An 18,842-nucleotide genomic window follows, 5' to 3' on the forward strand; every position below is an offset into this window, starting at 1 on the left:
TACGCACAAGAGAGGGCCATCGCCCTCTCTTTTTTATTTCTTCCCAAGTATTTGCAGGTATCTTTTGATCATTCAGTCAAAGGGGATCGACTGACGGCGTCAGGTAGAGCAGTCGCTCAACCGGCCCCTTTGCGCGCCATCGCCAGCTCGGCCAGCGCGTCAATCCGCATGCCGTAGATCGGTGGCTCGATCATGAAGCGCTCGGCAATCTCGCTGATGATGAAATCAGGACGCACGCTGGCGACGTAGTCCCAGTCGATGCTCGTCGACCAGAGGAAATGCACCTCGCGGAACGTATCTGCGAGGAAGGGTGTGAGCACACCCAGGGCGTACATCGGGCCGTGCTCGCAGTAGGAATCGCCGAACAGCACGACGCGGCGCGGATCGGCCTGCGGGTCATCGTTGCGGAAGATCGCGTGCGCGCCGATATGCGCCTCCCTGGGCTGGCCGAGCGCCTCGAAATGCGCGAGCAGGCTGTTGGCGTAGATCCGCTGCGCCTGCGTCTCGAAGCGGCATTCCTCAACGGTCTCCACGGGCGCAGGCGAGAGCTTGGCGGCGAGGTCGCCGAGATAGGGGAGGCTGTGTGGAAGCCGCCTCGCCGCGATATCGTCGCGGGGTGCGACACCGAGGCGGGCAAGGATCGTGCGGTAGGCGAGGTCGCAGCCTTCGAACGTCCAATGCGTGTCGGTGCGCCGGTAGAGCGGCGTCTGCCAGCGCGCGGCGCGCATCGGGCCGACGAGGTCGACGAATGCCCGCGCGCCCGGCGAACCCCAGAGCCAGCGCCTGAGCCGTAGAGCCGGCGCCCGATCGGGATCGAACACCAGCCCGTCCACCGCGTCGTGGTAGATCGTCAGCTTCTCCGGCGCGACCACATGGAGGTAGGTGGCGCCGAGGCGGCGGCTGCGGCGGCAGCGGTCAGCCAAGTGCTTGCGCCAAAGCCACAAAGTCTCGCGCGCGATGCCCGGTCTTCCGAACTGCGTGAGAACACGGTTCGAGCCGCCCGTGAGGAAGAGCCAGCCATCCCGTCCGACATGAATCTCGGCGACAGGCGAGGGCGGTTCGGGGTTGTCCTGCTGTCGGGGGCCGAGCATCCAATCCGTCTAGCCGGGAGAAGGAGCCGAGGCCAAGCCGACGGCAATGTCCGGCACGGATCCGGAGGGAACCGCTCGCGCCAGGCATGTTCCAATCGTCAGTGCTGGTGTTCGCCCGGAGCGGAGCCGCCGGGCCCCTGCGCGCCGATCGGCGCGACGGCGAAGGTCACCGGAACCTGACCTGCCCGCTCGAAGACGAGTGTGCCCTGGACCGACTCCCCGGCCTTCAGCCCCTGTTTCAGGTCGAGGAACATCAGGTGGAGGCCACCGGGCTTCAGCGCCACGCTGCCGCCGGCAGGAACCGCGAGACCGCCCTCGACGGGGGCCATCTTCATCACGCCGCCCTCCATCGTCATGGAGTGGATCTCACCGCGGCCGGATTGCGGAATCGAGGCGCTCAGAAGCCTATCGGGTTCGGCGCCGACATTGGTGATGGTGACGTAGCCGCCAGCCACCTTGGCGCCGCCCGGAGTGGCACGCAGCCACGGCGTTTCGATTGCGAGATCACCTGCCTTCGTCGGAGCCGCCGAAACGGCAGCATGGCCGGCTGCCTTTGCGGCGACGATCCGCACGCCGGGCGCGGGCGTCTTGAGATCATGCGGGTTCTGTCCTGCCTGCGGCACCTGCGCCCAGGCAACAACGCTCTTATCACCCATACCGGCACATTCCTGCTCGACCGGGAAATAGACGGTCGCACCCGGCGCAAAGTTGTCCGAGATCCGAGCAAAGAAGGTGAACTCGTCGACCTCGTCGTCGCCGAGGCTGCCGCCGCTCCAGGTGATCGCGGTGACACCCTCGGAGACCTTACCGTGGAAGGACTGGTAGGCCTTGGCGTAGCTGCCCTTGGTCGTGGCAAGTTGCCAGCCGGGCTTCGGCATCGGCTTCGCACCGATTACGCCTTCGGGAATCGTCACGGTGACGCGGGTGGTCGCCTTGCCCTCGCAGCCATGCATGATCTGGACGACGCCGCGATAGGCCGCGTTCGGGGAGGCCTCCTTGCGCTCAAGGACAGCGTGGGCCAACGCGGCGGAGGCGGACAGCGTCAGGGACAAGGTGGCAAGGAGAAGGGCGCGGCGAAGGCAGTTCGACATGAAGACTGTCCGAGGTCCCAAGAACGAAGCAGCGTGATCTAAACCCGCGCCTGCCGGACCGCCAAATCCTCCGGGAGCCGTGCGCCTTACTGTTGCCTGCGGGCCGCAAGTCGCCCCGCAATCAAGTTCACGTGCGCCAACACACGGCCAAGGTGTGAAGCGCCACAATATGGCCCGGTGATCATGCGTTTTTAACCTGAGCCCGACATTAGGGACGGCAGGCGAATTCCGGCGCGTATCAAGTCAGGCCGGCTCCGTATCTCCGCCCTCTCAACCGGATCAGAGCATTGGATCGATGCTGAACCAGGTCATCACCACCCGCCCCGCCCTCCGTCTGGCCAGCGCCCTGCTGGCCGGCTCCGCGCTGCTGCTCCCGCTCGTCTCGCCGGCCTCCGCGCGTGAGGATGCTGGGCAGGCTGAGTGGGCCCAGGACTACGCCGCGCCGCAGACGATGCAGGTCCGCCGCTCCTCGACCCCGATCCTGTCGCCGCAGACGATCGCCGCGACCGAGCAGGTGATCGAGAAGTATCGCAGCATCGTCTCCCGCGGCGGCTGGCAGCCAGTCTCCGGTGCCGCAAGCCTGCGGATCGGCTCGCGCGGCGCGGCGGTTGGAGCCCTGCGCCAGCGCCTGATCGCCACCGGCGACCTCGACGCGCAGGCCGGGTCTGGCGTCATCTATGATTCCTACGTCGCGGCCGGCGTGAAGCGCTTCCAGGCCCGCCACGGCCTCAGCCAGACCGGTCAGATGAGCCCGGCGACGCAAGCCGCCATGAACGTCCCGGCCGATATCCGCCTGCGCCAGCTCGAGACCAACCTGATCCGCCTGCGCTCCTATTCGGGCGATCTCGGCCACCGCTTCGTGATCACCAACCTGCCCGCCGCCCTAGTCCAGACGGTCGAGAACGGTCAGGTCGTGACGATCCACGCTGCCGGCGTCGGCAAGATCGACCGCCAGTCGCCGATCATGAACACCAAGGCGACGCAGATCAATTTCAACCCCTTCTGGACGGTCCCGGCTTCCATCGTGAAGAAGGACCTCATCCCCAAGATGCAGAAGGACCCGAACTACCTCACCGACAACAAGATCCGCATCTTCCGCGGCGAGACCGAGATCTCGCCGCGCTCGGTGAACTGGAATTCGAACGAAGGCACGCAGTACCGCTACCGCCAGGATTCGGGCGCCGACTTCAACTCGATGGGCGTCGTGCGCATCAACATCCCGAACCCCTACGGCGTGTTCATGCACGACACGAACTCGCGCGGCGTGTTCGGCGACGACTTCCGCTTCATCTCCTCGGGCTGCGTGCGCCTTCAGAATGTGCGCGAGTACATCACCTGGCTTCTCAAGGACACGCCCGGTTGGGACCGTGCCCATGTCGAGCAGGCCGTGGAAAGCGGCCAACGCATCGACGCGACCCTGGCTCAGCCCGTGCCGGTCTACTGGACCTACATCACCGCCTGGGCGACCCCGGACGGCACCGTCCAGTTCCGCGACGACATCTACAAGCGCGACGGCGTGAACGTGCCCTCGACCATCGAGGCGCCGACCCCGGTGGCCAGCGCCGCATCGACCCAGCCCGAGCGCTTCGAGCAGTTCGACGACGAGAACTGATTGTTCGATAGCGGCGTCGAGGCCAACGCGCCTCACGCGGACTTTCGCGAAAGACCCGCGCCTCCCGACGGAGGCGTGGGTCTTTCTTCATTCTATTCAGGAGAGAACACCGCCTTGGCACCCATCGTGGCGATCGGCCTGCACCTTGTTGCGCTCCTCGGGGGCGCCGCCTTCGTGCTTCAGCAGGCAGCCAATGCCAATCTCAGGGGTGCTCTCGGCTCGCCCTTCTGGGCAGGTCTCACGAACTTCCTCGCCGGCGGCCTCGCGCTGAGCCTCGTCCTCATCGCCATCCGGGAACCGATCCCATCCCTCCAGGTCGTGACCCGGGCACCGTGGTTCGCGTGGTTCGGCGGTTGCCTCGGGGCTCTCTACATCATCGGGATCATCTTACTGCTGCCGAGGCTCGGCGCCGCGACCGTTGTCGCGCTGTTCATGGTCGGGCAGATCCTGACCTCGCTCGCCTTCGACCATTTCGGCCTACTCGGTGCGCCGATCCGGGAGGTCGGTTTGCCGCGCCTGATCGGCGCTTCTCTGATGGTCGCCGGAGTCGGGCTGATCTGTGTCTTCTGAGAACGCGTAACGGCCGGTCCGATCGGCGAGCTATGCGGGCCGATGGAACGCTCGGAAGGACTTAGCTCAGCGCCTTCAGCCGGTGACGACGCCCATCGTCAAAAAATTTGAGCCTCGCGGCAAATTCCCCTGCTGTTGGCGTGCCTCATACCTGCGTGTAGTAAGGCGGGCTGAAACGCCCCCCGTGAACGCCCACGGGTCGACGGGTGCGCGACACCCCTAAGAACACGCAAACGAGGCCATTTTCATGAGCGCCGGTACAGCAGCCGCCAACGACGCCACCAGCCGCTTCTTCTCCGCCCACGTCACGGAGACCGATCCCGAGCTCGCGAAGGCGCTCGAACAGGAACTTGGCCGTCAGCGGCACGAGATCGAGCTGATCGCCTCGGAGAACATCGTTTCCCGCGCTGTGCTCGAGGCCCAGGGTTCGGTGCTCACCAACAAGTACGCCGAGGGCTATCCGGGCCGTCGCTACTACGGCGGCTGCCAGTTCGTCGACGTCGCCGAGAACCTCGCCATCGACCGGGCCAAGCGCCTGTTCAATTGCGGCTTCGCTAACGTGCAGCCGAATTCCGGCTCCCAGGCGAACCAGGGCGTGTTCATGGCGCTCATGCAGCCGGGCGACACCTTCCTCGGCCTCGACCTCGCTGCTGGCGGCCACCTCACCCACGGCGCTCCCCCGAACGTTTCGGGCAAGTGGTTCAAGCCGGTCTCCTACGGCGTGCGCCGCGAGGACCAGCGCATCGACATGGACGAGGTCGCCAGGCTCGCCGAGGAGCACAAGCCGAAGGTCATCATCGCTGGCGGCTCGGGCTATCCGCGTCACTGGGATTTCGCGCGGTTCCGTGAGATCGCCGATTCCGTCGGCGCCTACTTCTTCGTCGACATGGCTCACTTCGCCGGCCTCGTCGCGGCGGGCCTGCATCCGTCGCCGTTCCCGCATGCGCATGTCGCCACCACGACGACGCACAAGACGCTGCGCGGCCCGCGCGGCGGCATGATCCTCACGAACGACGAGGCGCTCGCCAAGAAGTTCAACTCGGCGATCTTCCCCGGCCTGCAGGGCGGCCCGCTGATGCACGTCATCGCCGGCAAGGCAGTCGCCTTCGGCGAGGCGCTCAAGCCCGAGTTCAAGATCTACGCGCAGCAGGTGATCGAGAACGCCAAGGCGCTGGCTGAGACGCTGATCTCGGGTGGCTACCACATCACTTCGGGCGGCACCGACAACCACCTGATGCTCGTCGACCTCACCGGCAAGGGCCTGACCGGCAAGGCCGCAGAGGCTGCCCTCTCGCGCGCCGACATCACCTGCAATAAGAACGGCATCCCGTTCGACCCGCAGAAGCCGACCATCACCTCGGGCATCCGTCTCGGTACCCCGGCCTCGACCTCGCGCGGCTTCGGCGTCGCAGAGTTCAAGCAGGTCGGCGGCTTCATCGTCGAAGTGCTCGACGGTCTCGTCGAGAAGGGCGAGGGCGGCGATTCGGCGATCGAGGCGAAGGTCAAGGAGCAGGTGCACGCGCTGACGGCGCGTTTCCCGATCTACTAGTCGCGCGGGCGCCCTTTCAGCGCCTTCGTCACCACGCTAGAAGCGGCCGCGGATCGACATCCGTGGCCGTTTCTTTTTGGCGTCAGCGAGGTGTACCCAGCCGATGCGATGTCCCTATTGCGGCGGCCCCGATACCCAGGTGAAGGACTCGCGCCCCAGCGAGGATTCCGCCGCCATCCGCCGGCGCCGCGTCTGCCCGGATTGCGGCGGGCGCTTCACCACCTTCGAGCGCGTTCAACTGCGTGAGCTGACTGTGCTCAAGCGCTCCGGCAAGCGCGTGCCTTTCGACCGCGACAAGCTGGAGCGCTCCATCGATGTCGCCTTGCGCAAGCGGCCGGTCGATCCCGAGCGCGTCGAGCGGCTCATCTCCGGCATTACCCGGCAGTTCGAGAGCGGCGGCGAAAGCGAGGTGACGAGTGAAGCGATCGGCGAGGCTGTGATGGAGGGGCTGAAGGGCCTCGACGACGTCGCCTATGTGCGCTTCGCCTCGGTCTACAAGAACTTCGCCGAGCCACAGGACTTCAAGGATCTGCTCGGCACGCTTGCCGGCGACGCGACGCTGCCCTTCGGCGACACGCCCGAGAAGGCCGGATCCCCGCGCAAGCGCGGCCGACCAGCGAAGTCAGAGGCGTGAGCGGGCAGGCGGCGGCCGACCAGCGCTTCATGCGGCTCGCCCTCGCGTTGGGCCGGCGCAATCTTGGCCGGACATGGCCGAACCCCTCCGTCGGCGCCATCGTCGTCAAGGACGGCATCATCATCGGGCAAGGCCTGACCGCACCGGGCGGACGCCCTCATGGCGAACCGCTGGCACTTGCCATGGCCGGCGACCTCGCTCGCGGCGCGACGCTCTATGTCGGCCTGGAGCCTTGCTCGCATCATGGACGCACGCCGCCCTGCACGGACGCGATCACGGCGGCTGGAATTGCACGCGTCGTCTCGGCGCTCGAGGACCCTGATCCGCGCGTCGCAGGGCGGGGGCATGCGCTGCTGCGGGAGGCGGGCATTTTGGTCGAGACGGGCCTGCTGTGCGACGAGGCCGCCCGTGACCATCGTGGCCACGTCAGCCGCGTCACGCGAGGAAGGCCGAGCCTGCACCTCAAGCTCGCCCGGACCCAGGACGGCTTCGCGGCCCATGCCAGCAGCGATCGCCTGCGCATCACCGGGCCGCTCGCCGATGGCGCCGTGCATCTCTGGCGAGCTCATGCTGACGCAATTCTCGTCGGGATCGGTACGGTGCGGGCCGACGACCCTGTGCTGACCGTACGCCTGCCGGGCCTCGCAGATCGCTCGCCGCTGCGCATCGTGCTCGATTCGGATCTGCGGTTGAACTCGGCCTATCGCCTGGTACGCGGTGCACGGGAGGTGCCAACGCTCGTGATCACCACACGCAAGGCACCGGCCCACAGCAAGCGAATGCTCGCCTCCTTCGGGGTCGAGGTCGTCTGCGTCGATTCCGGCGCCAACGGCCGAGTCGATCTCCATGCGGCGCTCGCCGCTCTCGCCGAGCGGGGGATCACGCGGTTGTGCAGCGAGGGCGGACCGAGCCTCGCCGACGCCTTGGCCGAGGCCGACCTCGTCGACGTGCTGACCGTCTTCACTGGTCCGACGGCGATCGGCCCGGGCGGCCTGCCGGCGATCGGCCCGTATCTGGACAAGGCGCTCGCCGAACGCCACCTGCACGAGATCGAGTCCCTGATGTTGGGACCGGATCGTGCCACCACCTATGAGCGGAGCGCCTGACGCGTGTTCACTGGTCTGATCAGCGACGTCGGCCGCATCGTCTCCGTAGAGGGGGACGAGAGGCTGCGGCGCCTGGTCATCGAATCCGCCTACGACCCGGCAACGATCGCACTCGGCGCCTCAATCGCCTGCTCTGGCCCCTGCCTGACCGCGGTCGCCGTCGAGGCTCACGGCGTGGGCTGTCGCTTCTCCGTGGACGCCGCCGCCGAGACGCTTGCGTGCACCACGCTCGGCACCTGGCAGGAGGGCCGCCGGATCAACCTGGAGCGCTCCCTCAAGATCGGCGACGAACTCGGCGGCCATCTTGTCACCGGCCATATCGATGGCATCGCCGAGATCGTGGCGCGCGAGGAGGTGACGGGCAGCGACGGCCCCTGGGGGGCAAGCACCCGCTTCACCCTGCGCGCCCCGGATACGCTCTCGCCTTTCATCGCGGCGAAGGGCTCGGTCTGCCTCGACGGCACCTCGCTGACTGTCAACACGGTGGAAGGCGATCTCTTTTCGGTGCTGCTGATCCCGCACTCGCTCTCGGTAACCACATGGGGCGAGCGCGTTGCCGCCGATCAGGTGAACCTCGAGGTCGATCTGATCGCCCGCTACGCCGCGCGGCTCACGGATGCGCGAAACGGCACGGGCGCCTGATGCTACGTCAGAGGTTGGCGAAGTCCAACATCTCGTAGAGCGGACGGATCTCGATCTCGCTTGGGCCGGGCATCGGATTGGGGCACCGCTTCACCCAGGCCACCGCCTCGTCCATGTCCTTGACCTCCCACAGCCAGAATCCCGCGACGAGCTCCTTCGTCTCGGCGAAGGGACCGTCGATCACGGCGCGGCCCGTGCCGTCGAAGGCGACGCGCTTACCCTGCGAGGAGGGCTTCAGGCCGTCGGCCGTGATCAGGATGCCGGCGGCTTTCAGCTCCTCGTTATACGCCCCCATTGCCGAGAGCAGCTCCTTGCTGGGCAGTTGACCCGTCTCGCTCTCCGCGGTCGCCTTCACCAGAACCATCACGCGCATCGCTGCCTCCCAAACATCCCTCGAAGCCGCGCTGGCCTCAGCTTGAAGACGTGCCGTTGCGAGTGAGGCCGACAACTGATTCGAATCTTTTTCGGCATCGCTGTGGGCTTGATGAAATCGGCGGGCTCGGCCGAGTTGCTCTGCCCGGTCCTAGAAATTCCCCTGCGCGACCGCGCGCGGGCCAATCTCGTCGTCTGCGAGCGCCGCATGCGCGGGTGCTTCCTTTGCCAAGGTCGCGTGAAGCGCGAGCACATCAGCCTCGCATCCGCTTGCCTTGCCGCTCCGGCCCGTTCCGGGCTAACGCTCGCGGCGTCCCAAACACCGCGACAAGGCCTGTAACGGCTCGCGAGGTTGCACCGCTTCTTCCTTCGGATCACGGTTCCATGGTTTCTCACCGCCGCGAGGCGTCCGCGCCGATCGATTCCGACGGCGCCCGCGTCCTCGTCATCGAGGCGCGCTTCTACGATGACGTTGCCGACGCCCTGCTCGACGGCGCCCGCCACGCCCTCGACGAGGCCGGCGCTCAAGCCACGCTCGTCACCGTGCCGGGCGCGCTGGAGCTGCCAGCTGCCATTGCGATCCTGGTCGATTCCGCCAAGCGCGCCGAGCGGCCGTACGACGCCGTGGTGGCGCTCGGCTGCGTGATCCGCGGCGAGACCAGCCATTACGACACCGTCGCCAACGAGAGCGCACGCGGCCTCATGGACCTCTCAGTCGCTGAGCGCCTGCCACTCGGCAACGGCATCCTCACCGTCGAAAACCACGAGCAGGCCATGGCCCGCGCGCGGCGCGAGGAGATGGACAAGGGCGGCGGGGCGGCGCGCGCGGCACTCGCCGTGCTTGCCCTGAAGCGCCAGGCTGCGGAGCAGGCTCGATGAGTAAGGTTCCGCAGACGAAGTCCGAGCGCAGCGGCGCCCGCCTTGCGGTCGTGCAGGCGCTCTACGAGATGGAGATCTCGGGCAAGGGCACATTAGAGGCGCTGGCCGAGTTCGAGGCATTCTGGATCGGCAGCGAGGTCGAGGGCATCACCCATCCGCCCGCTGATGCCACGTTTTTCCGCGACCTGCTGCGCGGGACCGTCGACCAGCAGCGCGCTATCGATCCGGTGCTCGACAAGGCGCTGGTCAAGGGTTGGCCGCTGAAGCGCATCGAGGCGGTTCTGCGCGCCATCCTGCGCGCCGGTGCCTACGAACTGATGTTCCGGCGCGACGTACCGGCCCGCTCGGCCATCTCCGAATACGTCGACGTCGCACACAGCTTCTACGAGGGCGACGAGCCCGGCCTCGTCAACGGCGTTCTCGACCGCGTCGCCCGCGACGTGCGCGCCGAGGAGCTGGCCATGCCCGCCGGCCGCCAGGGGTGACGGCGGACCGCCCTGGCGAAGAGGCGCTGATCGCGCGCTATTTCGCGCCGCTGGCCGGCCCCGGCGCCGAGGGGCTTCGCGACGACGCGGCGAGTCTGACACCGAGCCCAGGCCATGACCTTGTGGTCACCGTCGATGCCGTCGTCGCCGGCATCCACTACTTCCCCGGCGATCCGCCGGCCTCCATCGCCCGCAAGGTGCTCGGAGTGAACCTGTCCGACCTCGCGGCGAAGGGCGCGAACCCGCGCGGATTCCTGCTCACCCTGGCTCTACCCGGCGACTGGACCGAGGACTGGCTCGCCAACTTCGTCGAGGGCCTTCGCGAGGCGAGCGCGGCCTTCGGTTGCCCGCTGCTCGGCGGCGACACCGTCCGCTCGGGCGGACCAATGCTGCTCTCCGTGACTGCCTTCGGCGAGGTGCCTATGGGTGCGATGGTGCGCCGACAGGGCGCGCAGCCCGGCGACCGCCTCTACGTCACCGGCACGATCGGCGATGCGGCTCTGGGACTCGTCCTGCAGGGGGCAGGTGCACCCTCCCTCGATCCCGAGAGCCGAGCCGTCCTGATCGACCGCTACCGCCATCCGCAGCCTCGCCTCGCGCTCGCCCCCGCCCTAAGACGGCATGCCCGCGCGGCGATGGACGTCTCCGACGGTCTCGCCGGCGATCTCGCCAAGATGTTGGGTGGAAGGATCACCGCGCGGGTGCGGATCGCCGACGTGCCGCTCTCGGCTGCGGCCCGGCAAGCACTTCGCATCGACCCTTCGCTGCTCGCTACCGCACTCACCGGCGGCGACGATTACGAAGTGCTCTGCGCCGTGCCACCCGAGGGCTCAGATGCCTTCCTTGCCGAAGCCCGAGAGGCCGGCGTAGCGATCGCGGAGATCGGTACCGTCGAAGCCGGGGAGGGGCCCGCGCTGTTCTTGCGCCAAGATGGCAACGTGCAGCCGTTCGAGCGCGCGTCGTTCAGCCACTTCTGACCGTCGTCCGGGGGCTCGCCGCTAGCGAGAACCCGGGATTCATGACGAGCCTCGTTGCGTCACAGCGGACGGTTTCCCTGTTTCGCCCCGCGTCCCTGAATGTGGGATTAGGAATTGGCAGGCAGCAAGGCCGAACCGGCTCGCGCGATCTCATAATGAATCGGCTTGAAGCTGCCGCCGTTCGACTGAAGCGCCGAGCAGGCCGTCAGCCCGATGATCAGATCCGTCTCTGCCTCGAACACAATGCGGTCACCGGCCCGGCTCAGCGGCGGCTCAACCGTAAGCGCGCCGGTCGTCGCGTCGATTGGCACGTTCATGAAGCAGTTGAAGGCCACCGGGATCGCGTCCGGCTCGATCCCGTAGGGCGCGAGCGCCGCGGCGAGGTTGCCGAAGCAGCCGCGATGCGGGTTGGTGTCTCCGTAGATGATGCGGAAGGTGTCGGCAGAGCACGGCGTGAGCAGGAAATCGTGGCGCCCCACCGTGTCCTCGATGATGCGCAGCAGCACGTTCGACCGGTTGGAGTAGAGCGGGTCGCCCGTCGTCAGGTAGATCCGGCTCGCGTAATCGAGCGTGCGCCCTGACGAGATCACCTCCCCGATATCGTGCCGGTTATAGGCGAGGAGGTCGGCGACCTGCTCGCCCCGCGGGTCGATCACCGTGAGCCGGTCTCCCCGATCAAGGGTGAAGGCCGTGCCAGAGCGCGGCGGGATCTCGTGATGGTGGCACTCAGCGGTCATTGAGAGCCATTTCCTTGACGCGCCCTTGAAAGGGGCATTTCCAGGATTCGTCGACGACGCGTCCGCTATACTGGCGCGCCTCGGAAGCCTCGCCGTGGCGGGCCAGCATCGGGTTGATCGACCCGGCGAGCGCCTCATCCCGCTTGAGGATCGAGCTGCGCAGGGTCTCGTAGCGGCCCTCCTCGCGAAGCTGCTCGAACTGCGCATGCAGGTTGAAGACGAGGGCAGGGGAGGAGAAGCGCCGCGCCGGACGGCTGGCACGCGGATGCAGCCCGACGATGAAGAAGCCCTCGCCGCCAAAACTCAGTGAGAAATGCGGATTTTCAGGGTCGGCATTCACCCGCTCATCGAGGGGCTGGCCGAGCCAGGAATCCTTGTCCGACAGGGATTGCGCGCGCGTCCAGAGGTGGTGCTCGAAAGCCTCCTCGGAGAGATCGTCCGGCCCCTCGAACACCACGACGAAGCTCTGAAAGAGCGCCGGATCACGACGGTAGCGCGCGATGAAGGCGAGCAGCGCCGGGTAGATCCGCATGTCGTCCCAACCGGAAGTGATGTCGCGCGCCACCACGATCTTCATGCGTCCCTTGGCGGCCGCGGATTTCGCGCCGACACAGGGGAAGGGCCGACTGCCTATGAACTCCCGAAACTCGCGTGCGCGCGCATGGTCGTGGTCGTCGCGGGGGAACTGCATTGAGGTCCGTTGCTGGGGAGATCGACAGGGGAGGGAGCCCCTTCGGGAGTCGAGGAACGACACATGCCGAGGCGTGTTCCGAGAGGGTCTGGTATCGGACAGGGGTTTTCCACAGCGCCGACGCCCTACCAGTTGGGGCCAACCTCGCCTTCCCTTCCATAGCCAACCACCCACCTTGCCTCGGGTTCGAAATCCACCTGCCACGCGATGAGGGGAGCCGCTGCGCCGTTACCAGGAAAAGGCCCAGCGCGCGTTCGCTTAGAAAGATCAGGGGGGCCGGGCGCGAGATCATGCTCCAGTTGGCCATTCGACAGCGTGTAGTCGAACAGCGCGTCGACCGGTCCGTCATAGGCGGGATTGCAGAAATGCACGCCGAGATCGTCAGGCCCGCGCAGAAGCATCAGCGAGCCCCAGCCCCTGCTGACTAGCCTGCAGAGCCGCTAGGCTCCGGAACCTTCGAGCCAAACCTCGCAGAACTTTGGCCAGGTCAGGGCTCGGCTTCGATCAGCGGCCCGAATTCACCCAGTGCACGATATCGGCGAGCACCCGGCCGAGCGCCGCGTCGAGAGCGACCGCGGCATTGCCGGCATCAACGGCGGAAACCGGGACGCGGGCCGAGAAGATTCTGGCGTTGACCACCCGGCCACTGCTCTCCGCGATGATTTTGGCGGAGATGTCGACCACCGCCTCGCGGGAACCGGCGGCGATATCGAACTCACGAATCTCGCTGACGAGTTGGTAGTCCGAGACGACCTTGTCGCCCGGACGCGTCACCGAGCGCAGCCGGCCAGAATTCTCCAGGCTTTGGATGATGCGGGTCTGGATCAGGCGCGGCAGCCGGTCCGACCATTGCCCACCACCCAGGAATGAGAGCGAGCCGTTCGCCTCACGCACCAGGATGCGATCGGCTTCGAGCGTCTGCAGCCCGATCGGCTCGGCCACGACGATTGAGCGCGAGGAAGCGGCCGCACGCGCGTTGCCGGGAACTGCGGCGAGGTCGAAGGTCAGCGGCGTGGCCCCGCCCCCGCATCCGGCGAGACCCACGGCGACCAGCGCAAGCCCGGCCGCCCGCAGCCGCATCGGGCCACGGCAAAGCGCCGGGAACGCGAAGGTCGAGGCCGTCGTCATGGGCGAAGTCGTCCGCACTCCACGGGCCGCAAACGGCCCCACCACACTAAAATACGGCAAAGCTTGGCACGTGCCCGTGCGCCGCGGCACATTCGGCGGTCAGCGCAGTCTTCAGCGGCCACCGTTGTATTCCGGCAACGACGGCTTTCCACCGAAGATCACCTGCGACGGGTCGCGTTCCAGGCTCTTGGCGGCACGGTTGAGGGTGTTCAGCGTACGCTGACCGTCGCTCGCCAAGGCCTCGACCTCGCGGCGGCTCGACCCGCTGAGGCGGGTCACGCTCGACGAGATGTTAGCCGTGCGCTTGTCGAGATTTTCCGACAGCAAGCGGAAAGCCTTACCGGCGTCACGTACCGAGATCGCGGCCTCGCGGATCTCGGCGAAGGTCGAGGAACCCTGCTCGCCCGAGGCCGAGCCGAGGAACCCTTGCGCTCCCTTCAGCACGGCATCGATCTGGTCGGAGGCGGAATTGAGCTTGGCCATCATCGCGCGGGCATCGGTGAGGCCGGCCTCGATGTTCGGACTCGAATTCGCGAGTGCTGAGGAGAAGCGGTCGACGTTGTCGATCACGCGGTTGAGCTTCTCGCCGTCGATCGCCTTGACCAGCGTACCGATCGCCGGGCCGGCATCGGCCAGGGCCTTGGAGAAGGTGTCGACGTTGGCGAGCGTGCGGCTGATGGCACCCTCGTTGCTGGAGATCACCTTGTCGAGGCGCGAGAGCATGTCGTCGGCACGCTGCGCGATTTGGCGCGCGGCTGCCATCATGTCCTGGATGTCGCTGGAATCGGCGAAGATCGTCGGAATAGAGTCGTCTGCGGCCGGCTTGAGGGCAGGAGCATCGGCGCTGCCGCCGGAGAGCGAGATCTGCGAGACGCCGGTCAGCATGGCCGAGTCGAGGCGGGCGCGGGTGTCGGCACGCAGCGGCGTGGAAGGCAGCACCTCAACAAGGGCCACCACCCGGCGAGGATCCTGGGGCAGCAGGCGCACGTCGGTCGCCTCGCCGACCTTGATGCCGTTGAACGAGACGGTCGAGCCCTTGGCGAGGCCGCCGACGCTGCCGGAGAAGACGATGCGCAGCGCCTGGTTCGCCGCGCTGCGCGAGCCGCCGTTCAGCCAGAACGCGAAACCGAAGCCTGCGAGCACGACCGCGATGGTGAAGGCGCCGATCAGCGCGTAGTTGGCACGGGTCTCCATCAGTTCACCCGTCTGTTCGGTTCGAGGCTGTGCTTCGGTGCGCAACGGCACGCGAGGCGCGAGTGCGCGTCACGCATGGACCGCGCTCGCGAGCTGGGCGCTTGGCCGCGGCATGATTGCGCGCGCACGCTTGCCGTGGAAATACGAGCGCAGCCAGGGATGATCGCTCGCGAGCATAGCCTCGATCGGTCCCTCGGCGATGATCTTGCCGTCGCCCAGCGCCGCGATGCGGTCACAGGCCGTGTAGAGGCTATCGAGGTCGTGGGTGACCATGAACACCGTCAGCCCGAGCGTCTGCTTGAGGGTGGCGACGAGCTCGTCGAACTCGCCCGCGCCGATCGGGTCGAGCCCGGAGGTCGGCTCGTCGAGGAAGAGGATTTCGGGATCGAGTGCCAGCGAGCGGGCGAGCGCCGCGCGCTTGATCATGCCGCCCGACAGCTCCGAGGGGTACTTGTCCGCGGCGTCCGGCTTAAGGCCGACCATCTCGATCTTGAGACGCGCGAACTCGTCGAGCAGCCGCTCGGAGAGGTTCAGGTGCTCACGCATCGGCATCTGGATGTTCTGCTTCACCGTCAGCCCGGAGAAGAGGGCGCCCTGTTGGAAGAGGACGCCCCAGCGCTTTTCTAGCTCGCGCCGGCGATGCAGCGTGAGATTGTCGACGTCCTCGCCGAAAATCTCGATGGTGCCCGCGCGCTTCTGGATGAGGCCGAGGATCGTGCGGGTGAGCACGGACTTGCCCTGCCCCGAGGGCCCGACGAAGCCCAGGATCTCGCCGCGCCAGATGTCGAGGTCGAGCCCCTTCATCACGTTGCGCGCGCCGAAGCCCACCACGAGCTCGCGCACGCGGATGATGGCGTCCTGGCCCGGCTGGCGAGGCGATGAGGTCACATTGCGTCCCGATTGAGGTCCCGCGCCCAAAGCGCTGATCCTGCTCTAGAATTCGATCGCGGCGAAGAACACCGCGAACAACCCATCAAGCACGATGACCATGAAAATAGACTTGACGACTGAGGCGGTCACGTGGCGGCCCAGCGACTCCGCCGAGCCCTGCACGGCGAAGCCCTCGATCGTCGCGATGATGCCGATGGTGAGGGCCATGAAGGGCGCCTTGGCGAGACCCACCCAGAGGTGGCGGTCCGACACCGCGCTCTGCAGGCGCGAGAGGAAGCCCTCCGAGGTCAGCCCACCATAGATCATCGCCGTGACGCCGCCGCCGGCAAGCGCGGCGAGATTGGCGATGAAGGCGAGCATCGGCAGGCCGATCATCAGCGCCAAGATCCTGGGAACAATCAGGATTTCGATCGGATCGAGCCCCATCACGCGCAGGGCGTCGACCTCCTCGCGCATGCGCATCGAGCCGATCTCGGCGGTGAAGGCGGAGCCCGAACGGCCCGCCACCATGATCGATGTGAGCAGCACCCCGAGTTCGCGCAGGACGAGGATGCCGATGAGGTTCACCACGAAGCTCTGGGCGCCGAAGCGCTGGAGCTGGATGATGCCCTGCTGGGCGACGATGCCGCCGACGAGGAAAGAGATCAGCGCGATGATCGGCACGCCGCGATAGGCGATCGCCTCAAGCTGGTTGACCAGAGCCGTGAAACGGAAGCTCGACGGGCGCAGCGCGACCCGCCCGATCGCGGCCACCACCTCGCCCAAAAACGAAAGGCCGGCAAGCATTTCGCGCCCGCCGACGACCACGCTGCGGCCGATCCCATCGAGCACCGCGAAGGCCCAGGCGACGCGCGGCGCCGCCGGCACCTCGGCCGGGCGCAGGGCGACCTCGCCGAGCAGAATCTTGTGTTCCGGCCGTGGGTTGACGTAGGCGAGCCGCCCGCCCGCCGCCTCGATCTCGGCCCGCGTCCGCTCCAGCACCCAGGCCCCGAGCGTGTCGAGCCGGACGATGTCCGCGAGATCGACGAGAACCGGATTCGTCTGTCCGTGCAATGCGATAGCAGCCGCCGCGCGCTCGACGGCGGGGCCCTGGTCGGCGGTCCAGCGGCCCGTGAGCGCGACGGCGCCGCCCGCGCCGAGGCTGGCGCCGGCCGCGTCGGGATGGGCTGTGCCGGCTTCGATCAGCACGGAAAAGGGGTCTCCGGGTCCGGTCCTGGGGCGGGGATGGCCTCCATCATGAGGTCAACATGGTGACCAAAGCGTGTCTTTGCCGGCCGCCTGAAGCTATCCCGCGTGCTCACACCTGCCACGCATACGGGAAACATGGCCCGCGTGCTCACGCGCAGCATCATCCCGCGCGCCGGGAGGCCCGGGCGGCGAGCCCGACGAGGCAGAGCCCGGCCAGCGCCAGCGGGGCCATCATGGCGAAGGTCACCGCCGGCCCGGCGCTCCGGTAGACGACGCCGCAACCGAGGGTCGCCAGGGACGAGCACAGGGCGGTGGCCGAGCTCACCGTTCCCTGCGCCCGGCCGCGGGCGCCGTCCGGGGCGAGGCTCGAGACGGCGTTCATCGCGCCGAAATGCGTAGCGCCGAAGGTGAAGGCGTGGAGCATCTGCAGGCCGACGAGGGCGGGCAGCGAGTCGCCGGCCAGCGCCATGCCGATGGCCCGAACGATCGCGGCGGCGGCGCCGAGCGCCAGGAGCCGGAAGGGCTGGCGCCACGGCGCCGGCAGCCGGCCGATCACCGCGAAGAGCAGGATCTCGGCGGCGACGCCGATGGCCCAGAGCGTGCCGATCCAGGCGCCGGGCACCCCGGCCGTGCTCCAGGCGATGGAGCCGAAGGCGTAGATCGCCGCGTGGCTCGCCTGGATCAGCGCGGCCGCGCCGATGGCCAGCCACAGAACCCGGGGCAAGCGAGGGCGCCCGGTGGCGTGGGACGCGTGTCCCGCCTGTCCCGCCACGTCCCGGCTGGCATAGGCGACGGCGGAAGCGATCAGCGCCAGCCCGGTGAGCAGAAGCGGCACCGCGAAGGCCTCGCCGAGCACCCCGAACAGGGCGCCCCCGGCGAGGTTCGCCCCCAGGAACCCGATCGAGCCGGCCATGCGGATGCGCGGATAATCGAGTTTCCTCCGGGCCCCTTTCGCGCCCTCCCGCACGGAGCCGGCCTCCCGTTCGGCGGAGAGCCGCACGGCGGCGAGCGTCAGGTAGTCGATGCTCGCGACCATCGGCGCCGCGGCCACGGCGTTGACCGCGATCAGCCCGGCGAGCACGCCCCAGCCGATTGCGGCCCCGGCCGGCATCAGCGCGTAGGTCGCGGCCAGAACCAGGCTGCCCACGAGCAGAAGGCTGCGGGCCGAAATCCCCCGGTCGATCAGCCCCATCAGCGGCGCCGTGGCGACGATGCGGATGGCGATGGGCAGGGCCAGCAGCCCGCCGATCAGCCCGGCATCGAGATGCAGGGTGTTCAGCCAGACCGGCATGAACGGCATCGCGATGCCGATCTCGACGAAAACCACGGTGTAGAGCAGCGCCAGCCGGAAGGCGTTGGGCGCGTCGCTTGGGCCGGGCGGGGGCGGGGCAGGGGGCACGGAGGGAACGGGGCGACGGAGACTGGCCGGACGCATGCACGTCCGACCCGGTTTCGTCCATGCGCGGAGGGACAGCCTGCCCGCGTCACGCGCCGCGGCGCGTGTGGTTCGTCAGCGCCCGAGCGCAAGAACCCTCGCGCCGGGGCCACTCGTTCGACCCGCTCCACCGAACCCGGCAGACGGGGAAGGCGCCGCAGGCCCGTTACTCGGAGGCCGCCGCGACGGGCTCGAGGACGGGTTCCGCGGTGATCCCGTAGCGCACGGAAACTGTCAGCAGCGTCAGGGCCGCCAGCGTACAGACGACGAGCGTCAGGATGGTGCCGGCGCGCGTGCCGTGCTTGCCGGTCGTGCTGGAATTGGTGGGGAGAGAACCGCGAGCAAGAAGTGTAGCCATAGCCAAAACCTCCTAGGCGTCGCGAGGCGGCGAGAGCGATGAGGATTTACGCCAGGTGACACAGAGGCTGCGTCGCTCGAAAGCGGCGCAGTTACCGGGCGATCCGCGGCCAAGCTGTCGATCGAATTTTTCTTGCTGTTCAATATTCGCGAATACAGACCGCAGATTTTCATTCGCTTTCTACAATGTCTGTGATCCGCCGCACATTTTAT

The 18,842-nt window shown here is 67.5% G+C and carries 21 protein-coding genes; 9 read left to right on the forward strand and 12 right to left on the reverse strand.

Annotated elements, in window-relative coordinates; all coding sequences use genetic code 11:
* Positions 1 to 116: 116 nt before the first annotated feature.
* Positions 117 to 1,091 carry an alginate O-acetyltransferase AlgX-related protein gene (locus MGN01_RS10265; RefSeq protein ID WP_147046514.1) on the reverse strand — a complete coding sequence of 325 codons (975 nt, stop codon included), beginning with the start codon at positions 1,089 to 1,091 and terminating at the stop codon, positions 117 to 119.
* A gap of 98 nt (positions 1,092 to 1,189) precedes the next feature.
* Positions 1,190 to 2,182 (reverse strand): copper chaperone PCu(A)C domain-containing protein, encoded by a 993-nt coding sequence (locus MGN01_RS10270; protein ID WP_147046515.1) that lies wholly within the window; start codon positions 2,180 to 2,182, stop codon positions 1,190 to 1,192.
* 295 nt (positions 2,183 to 2,477) lie between these two features.
* Between MGN01_RS10270 and MGN01_RS10275 the strand changes: the two genes are divergently transcribed.
* The 6 genes from MGN01_RS10275 to MGN01_RS10300 all read left to right on the forward strand — a co-directional run bounded on the left by MGN01_RS10275 (position 2,478) and on the right by MGN01_RS10300 (position 8,295).
* Positions 2,478 to 3,794 carry a L,D-transpeptidase family protein gene (locus MGN01_RS10275; RefSeq protein WP_147046516.1) on the forward strand — a complete coding sequence of 439 codons (1,317 nt, stop codon included), beginning with the start codon at positions 2,478 to 2,480 and terminating at the stop codon, positions 3,792 to 3,794.
* A gap of 114 nt (positions 3,795 to 3,908) precedes the next feature.
* Positions 3,909 to 4,364, forward strand: coding sequence for a DMT family transporter (locus tag MGN01_RS10280; protein ID WP_306437172.1), 456 nt, complete (start codon positions 3,909 to 3,911; stop codon positions 4,362 to 4,364).
* A gap of 247 nt (positions 4,365 to 4,611) precedes the next feature.
* Positions 4,612 to 5,913 carry a serine hydroxymethyltransferase gene (glyA, locus tag MGN01_RS10285; protein WP_147046517.1) on the forward strand — a complete coding sequence of 434 codons (1,302 nt, stop codon included), beginning with the start codon at positions 4,612 to 4,614 and terminating at the stop codon, positions 5,911 to 5,913.
* Positions 5,914 to 6,016: 103 nt separating this feature from the next.
* On the forward strand, positions 6,017 to 6,547 hold the full coding sequence (nrdR, locus tag MGN01_RS10290) for a transcriptional regulator NrdR (RefSeq protein ID WP_147046518.1): 531 nt from the start codon (positions 6,017 to 6,019) through the stop codon (positions 6,545 to 6,547).
* The gene (gene ribD, locus MGN01_RS10295) at positions 6,544 to 7,653 is read left to right on the forward strand and encodes a bifunctional diaminohydroxyphosphoribosylaminopyrimidine deaminase/5-amino-6-(5-phosphoribosylamino)uracil reductase RibD (RefSeq protein WP_348529917.1); all 1,110 of its coding nucleotides are present in this window, start codon (positions 6,544 to 6,546) and stop codon (positions 7,651 to 7,653) included. Before nrdR ends, ribD begins: the two co-directional genes overlap by 4 nt.
* A gap of 3 nt (positions 7,654 to 7,656) precedes the next feature.
* The gene (locus tag MGN01_RS10300; protein ID WP_147046519.1) at positions 7,657 to 8,295 is read left to right on the forward strand and encodes a riboflavin synthase; all 639 of its coding nucleotides are present in this window, start codon (positions 7,657 to 7,659) and stop codon (positions 8,293 to 8,295) included.
* Between the two features lie 7 nt (positions 8,296 to 8,302).
* On the opposite strand, the gene MGN01_RS10305 is transcribed toward MGN01_RS10300, so the two are convergent.
* Positions 8,303 to 8,668, reverse strand: coding sequence for a YciI family protein (locus MGN01_RS10305; protein ID WP_147046520.1), 366 nt, complete (start codon positions 8,666 to 8,668; stop codon positions 8,303 to 8,305).
* 383 nt (positions 8,669 to 9,051) lie between these two features.
* Between MGN01_RS10305 and ribH the strand changes: the two genes are divergently transcribed.
* Genes ribH through thiL form a run of 3 tightly spaced genes read left to right on the forward strand, consistent with a single transcriptional unit; the run spans position 9,052 to position 11,008 of the window.
* Positions 9,052 to 9,546, forward strand: a complete 495-nt coding sequence (gene ribH, locus MGN01_RS10310; protein ID WP_147046521.1) for a 6,7-dimethyl-8-ribityllumazine synthase — start codon at positions 9,052 to 9,054, stop codon at positions 9,544 to 9,546.
* The gene (gene nusB / locus MGN01_RS10315; RefSeq protein ID WP_147046522.1) at positions 9,543 to 10,031 is read left to right on the forward strand and encodes a transcription antitermination factor NusB; all 489 of its coding nucleotides are present in this window, start codon (positions 9,543 to 9,545) and stop codon (positions 10,029 to 10,031) included. The genes ribH and nusB overlap by 4 nt, the downstream gene beginning before the upstream one ends.
* Positions 10,028 to 11,008: a thiamine-phosphate kinase gene (gene thiL, locus MGN01_RS10320; RefSeq protein WP_147046523.1), complete on the forward strand. Its 981-nt coding sequence runs from the start codon at positions 10,028 to 10,030 to the stop codon at positions 11,006 to 11,008. Before nusB ends, thiL begins: the two co-directional genes overlap by 4 nt.
* Before the next feature lie 107 nt (positions 11,009 to 11,115).
* On the opposite strand, the gene MGN01_RS10325 is transcribed toward thiL, so the two are convergent.
* The 9 genes from MGN01_RS10325 to MGN01_RS10365 all read right to left on the reverse strand — a co-directional run bounded on the left by MGN01_RS10325 (position 11,116) and on the right by MGN01_RS10365 (position 18,630).
* Positions 11,116 to 11,745, reverse strand: coding sequence for a DUF1989 domain-containing protein (locus tag MGN01_RS10325; protein WP_147046524.1), 630 nt, complete (start codon positions 11,743 to 11,745; stop codon positions 11,116 to 11,118).
* Positions 11,735 to 12,436, reverse strand: a complete 702-nt coding sequence (gntA, locus tag MGN01_RS10330) for a guanitoxin biosynthesis heme-dependent pre-guanitoxin N-hydroxylase GntA (protein ID WP_147046525.1) — start codon at positions 12,434 to 12,436, stop codon at positions 11,735 to 11,737. The genes MGN01_RS10325 and gntA overlap by 11 nt, the downstream gene beginning before the upstream one ends.
* A 125-nt stretch (positions 12,437 to 12,561) precedes the next feature.
* Positions 12,562 to 12,837 carry a hypothetical protein gene (locus tag MGN01_RS10335; protein ID WP_147046526.1) on the reverse strand — a complete coding sequence of 92 codons (276 nt, stop codon included), beginning with the start codon at positions 12,835 to 12,837 and terminating at the stop codon, positions 12,562 to 12,564.
* 103 nt (positions 12,838 to 12,940) lie between these two features.
* Positions 12,941 to 13,516: an ABC-type transport auxiliary lipoprotein family protein gene (locus MGN01_RS10340; protein ID WP_147046592.1), complete on the reverse strand. Its 576-nt coding sequence runs from the start codon at positions 13,514 to 13,516 to the stop codon at positions 12,941 to 12,943.
* Positions 13,517 to 13,675: 159 nt separating this feature from the next.
* Positions 13,676 to 14,758 (reverse strand): MlaD family protein, encoded by a 1,083-nt coding sequence (locus tag MGN01_RS10345; RefSeq protein WP_147046527.1) that lies wholly within the window; start codon positions 14,756 to 14,758, stop codon positions 13,676 to 13,678.
* Positions 14,759 to 14,827: 69 nt separating this feature from the next.
* A complete protein-coding gene (locus MGN01_RS10350) occupies positions 14,828 to 15,562 on the reverse strand; it encodes an ABC transporter ATP-binding protein (protein ID WP_238257853.1) in 735 nt (244 codons plus the stop codon).
* A 129-nt stretch (positions 15,563 to 15,691) separates the two neighbouring features.
* The gene (locus MGN01_RS10355; RefSeq protein ID WP_147046528.1) at positions 15,692 to 16,837 is read right to left on the reverse strand and encodes an ABC transporter permease; all 1,146 of its coding nucleotides are present in this window, start codon (positions 16,835 to 16,837) and stop codon (positions 15,692 to 15,694) included.
* A gap of 160 nt (positions 16,838 to 16,997) precedes the next feature.
* Positions 16,998 to 18,272 (reverse strand): MFS transporter, encoded by a 1,275-nt coding sequence (locus tag MGN01_RS10360; RefSeq protein WP_147046529.1) that lies wholly within the window; start codon positions 18,270 to 18,272, stop codon positions 16,998 to 17,000.
* A gap of 166 nt (positions 18,273 to 18,438) precedes the next feature.
* Positions 18,439 to 18,630, reverse strand: a complete 192-nt coding sequence (locus tag MGN01_RS10365) for a hypothetical protein (RefSeq protein ID WP_147046530.1) — start codon at positions 18,628 to 18,630, stop codon at positions 18,439 to 18,441.
* Between the last annotated feature and the right edge of the window lie 212 nt (positions 18,631 to 18,842).

Origin of the sequence: Methylobacterium gnaphalii (assembly GCF_007992215.1) — a bacterium.
Classification (GTDB): Bacteria; Pseudomonadota; Alphaproteobacteria; order Rhizobiales; family Beijerinckiaceae; genus Methylobacterium; species Methylobacterium gnaphalii.

Coding starts and splice junctions, on each gene's coding strand:
- gntA (WP_147046525.1), bottom strand. CDS start 12,436: ATGCAGTTCCCCCGCGACGACCACGACCATGCGCGCGCACGCGAGTTT.
- MGN01_RS10360 (WP_147046529.1), bottom strand. CDS start 18,272: ATGCGTCCGGCCAGTCTCCGTCGCCCCGTTCCCTCCGTGCCCCCTGCC.
- MGN01_RS10345 (WP_147046527.1), bottom strand. CDS start 14,758: ATGGAGACCCGTGCCAACTACGCGCTGATCGGCGCCTTCACCATCGCG.
- nrdR (WP_147046518.1), top strand. CDS start 6,017: ATGCGATGTCCCTATTGCGGCGGCCCCGATACCCAGGTGAAGGACTCG.
- ribH (WP_147046521.1), top strand. CDS start 9,052: ATGGTTTCTCACCGCCGCGAGGCGTCCGCGCCGATCGATTCCGACGGC.
- MGN01_RS10305 (WP_147046520.1), bottom strand. CDS start 8,668: ATGCGCGTGATGGTTCTGGTGAAGGCGACCGCGGAGAGCGAGACGGGT.
- MGN01_RS10365 (WP_147046530.1), bottom strand. CDS start 18,630: ATGGCTACACTTCTTGCTCGCGGTTCTCTCCCCACCAATTCCAGCACG.
- nusB (WP_147046522.1), top strand. CDS start 9,543: ATGAGTAAGGTTCCGCAGACGAAGTCCGAGCGCAGCGGCGCCCGCCTT.
- MGN01_RS10340 (WP_147046592.1), bottom strand. CDS start 13,516: ATGCGGCTGCGGGCGGCCGGGCTTGCGCTGGTCGCCGTGGGTCTCGCC.
- glyA (WP_147046517.1), top strand. CDS start 4,612: ATGAGCGCCGGTACAGCAGCCGCCAACGACGCCACCAGCCGCTTCTTC.
- MGN01_RS10325 (WP_147046524.1), bottom strand. CDS start 11,745: ATGACCGCTGAGTGCCACCATCACGAGATCCCGCCGCGCTCTGGCACG.
- MGN01_RS10275 (WP_147046516.1), top strand. CDS start 2,478: ATGCTGAACCAGGTCATCACCACCCGCCCCGCCCTCCGTCTGGCCAGC.
- MGN01_RS10265 (WP_147046514.1), bottom strand. CDS start 1,091: ATGCTCGGCCCCCGACAGCAGGACAACCCCGAACCGCCCTCGCCTGTC.
- MGN01_RS10270 (WP_147046515.1), bottom strand. CDS start 2,182: ATGTCGAACTGCCTTCGCCGCGCCCTTCTCCTTGCCACCTTGTCCCTG.
- MGN01_RS10335 (WP_147046526.1), bottom strand. CDS start 12,837: ATGCTTCTGCGCGGGCCTGACGATCTCGGCGTGCATTTCTGCAATCCC.
- MGN01_RS10350 (WP_238257853.1), bottom strand. CDS start 15,562: ATGAAGGGGCTCGACCTCGACATCTGGCGCGGCGAGATCCTGGGCTTC.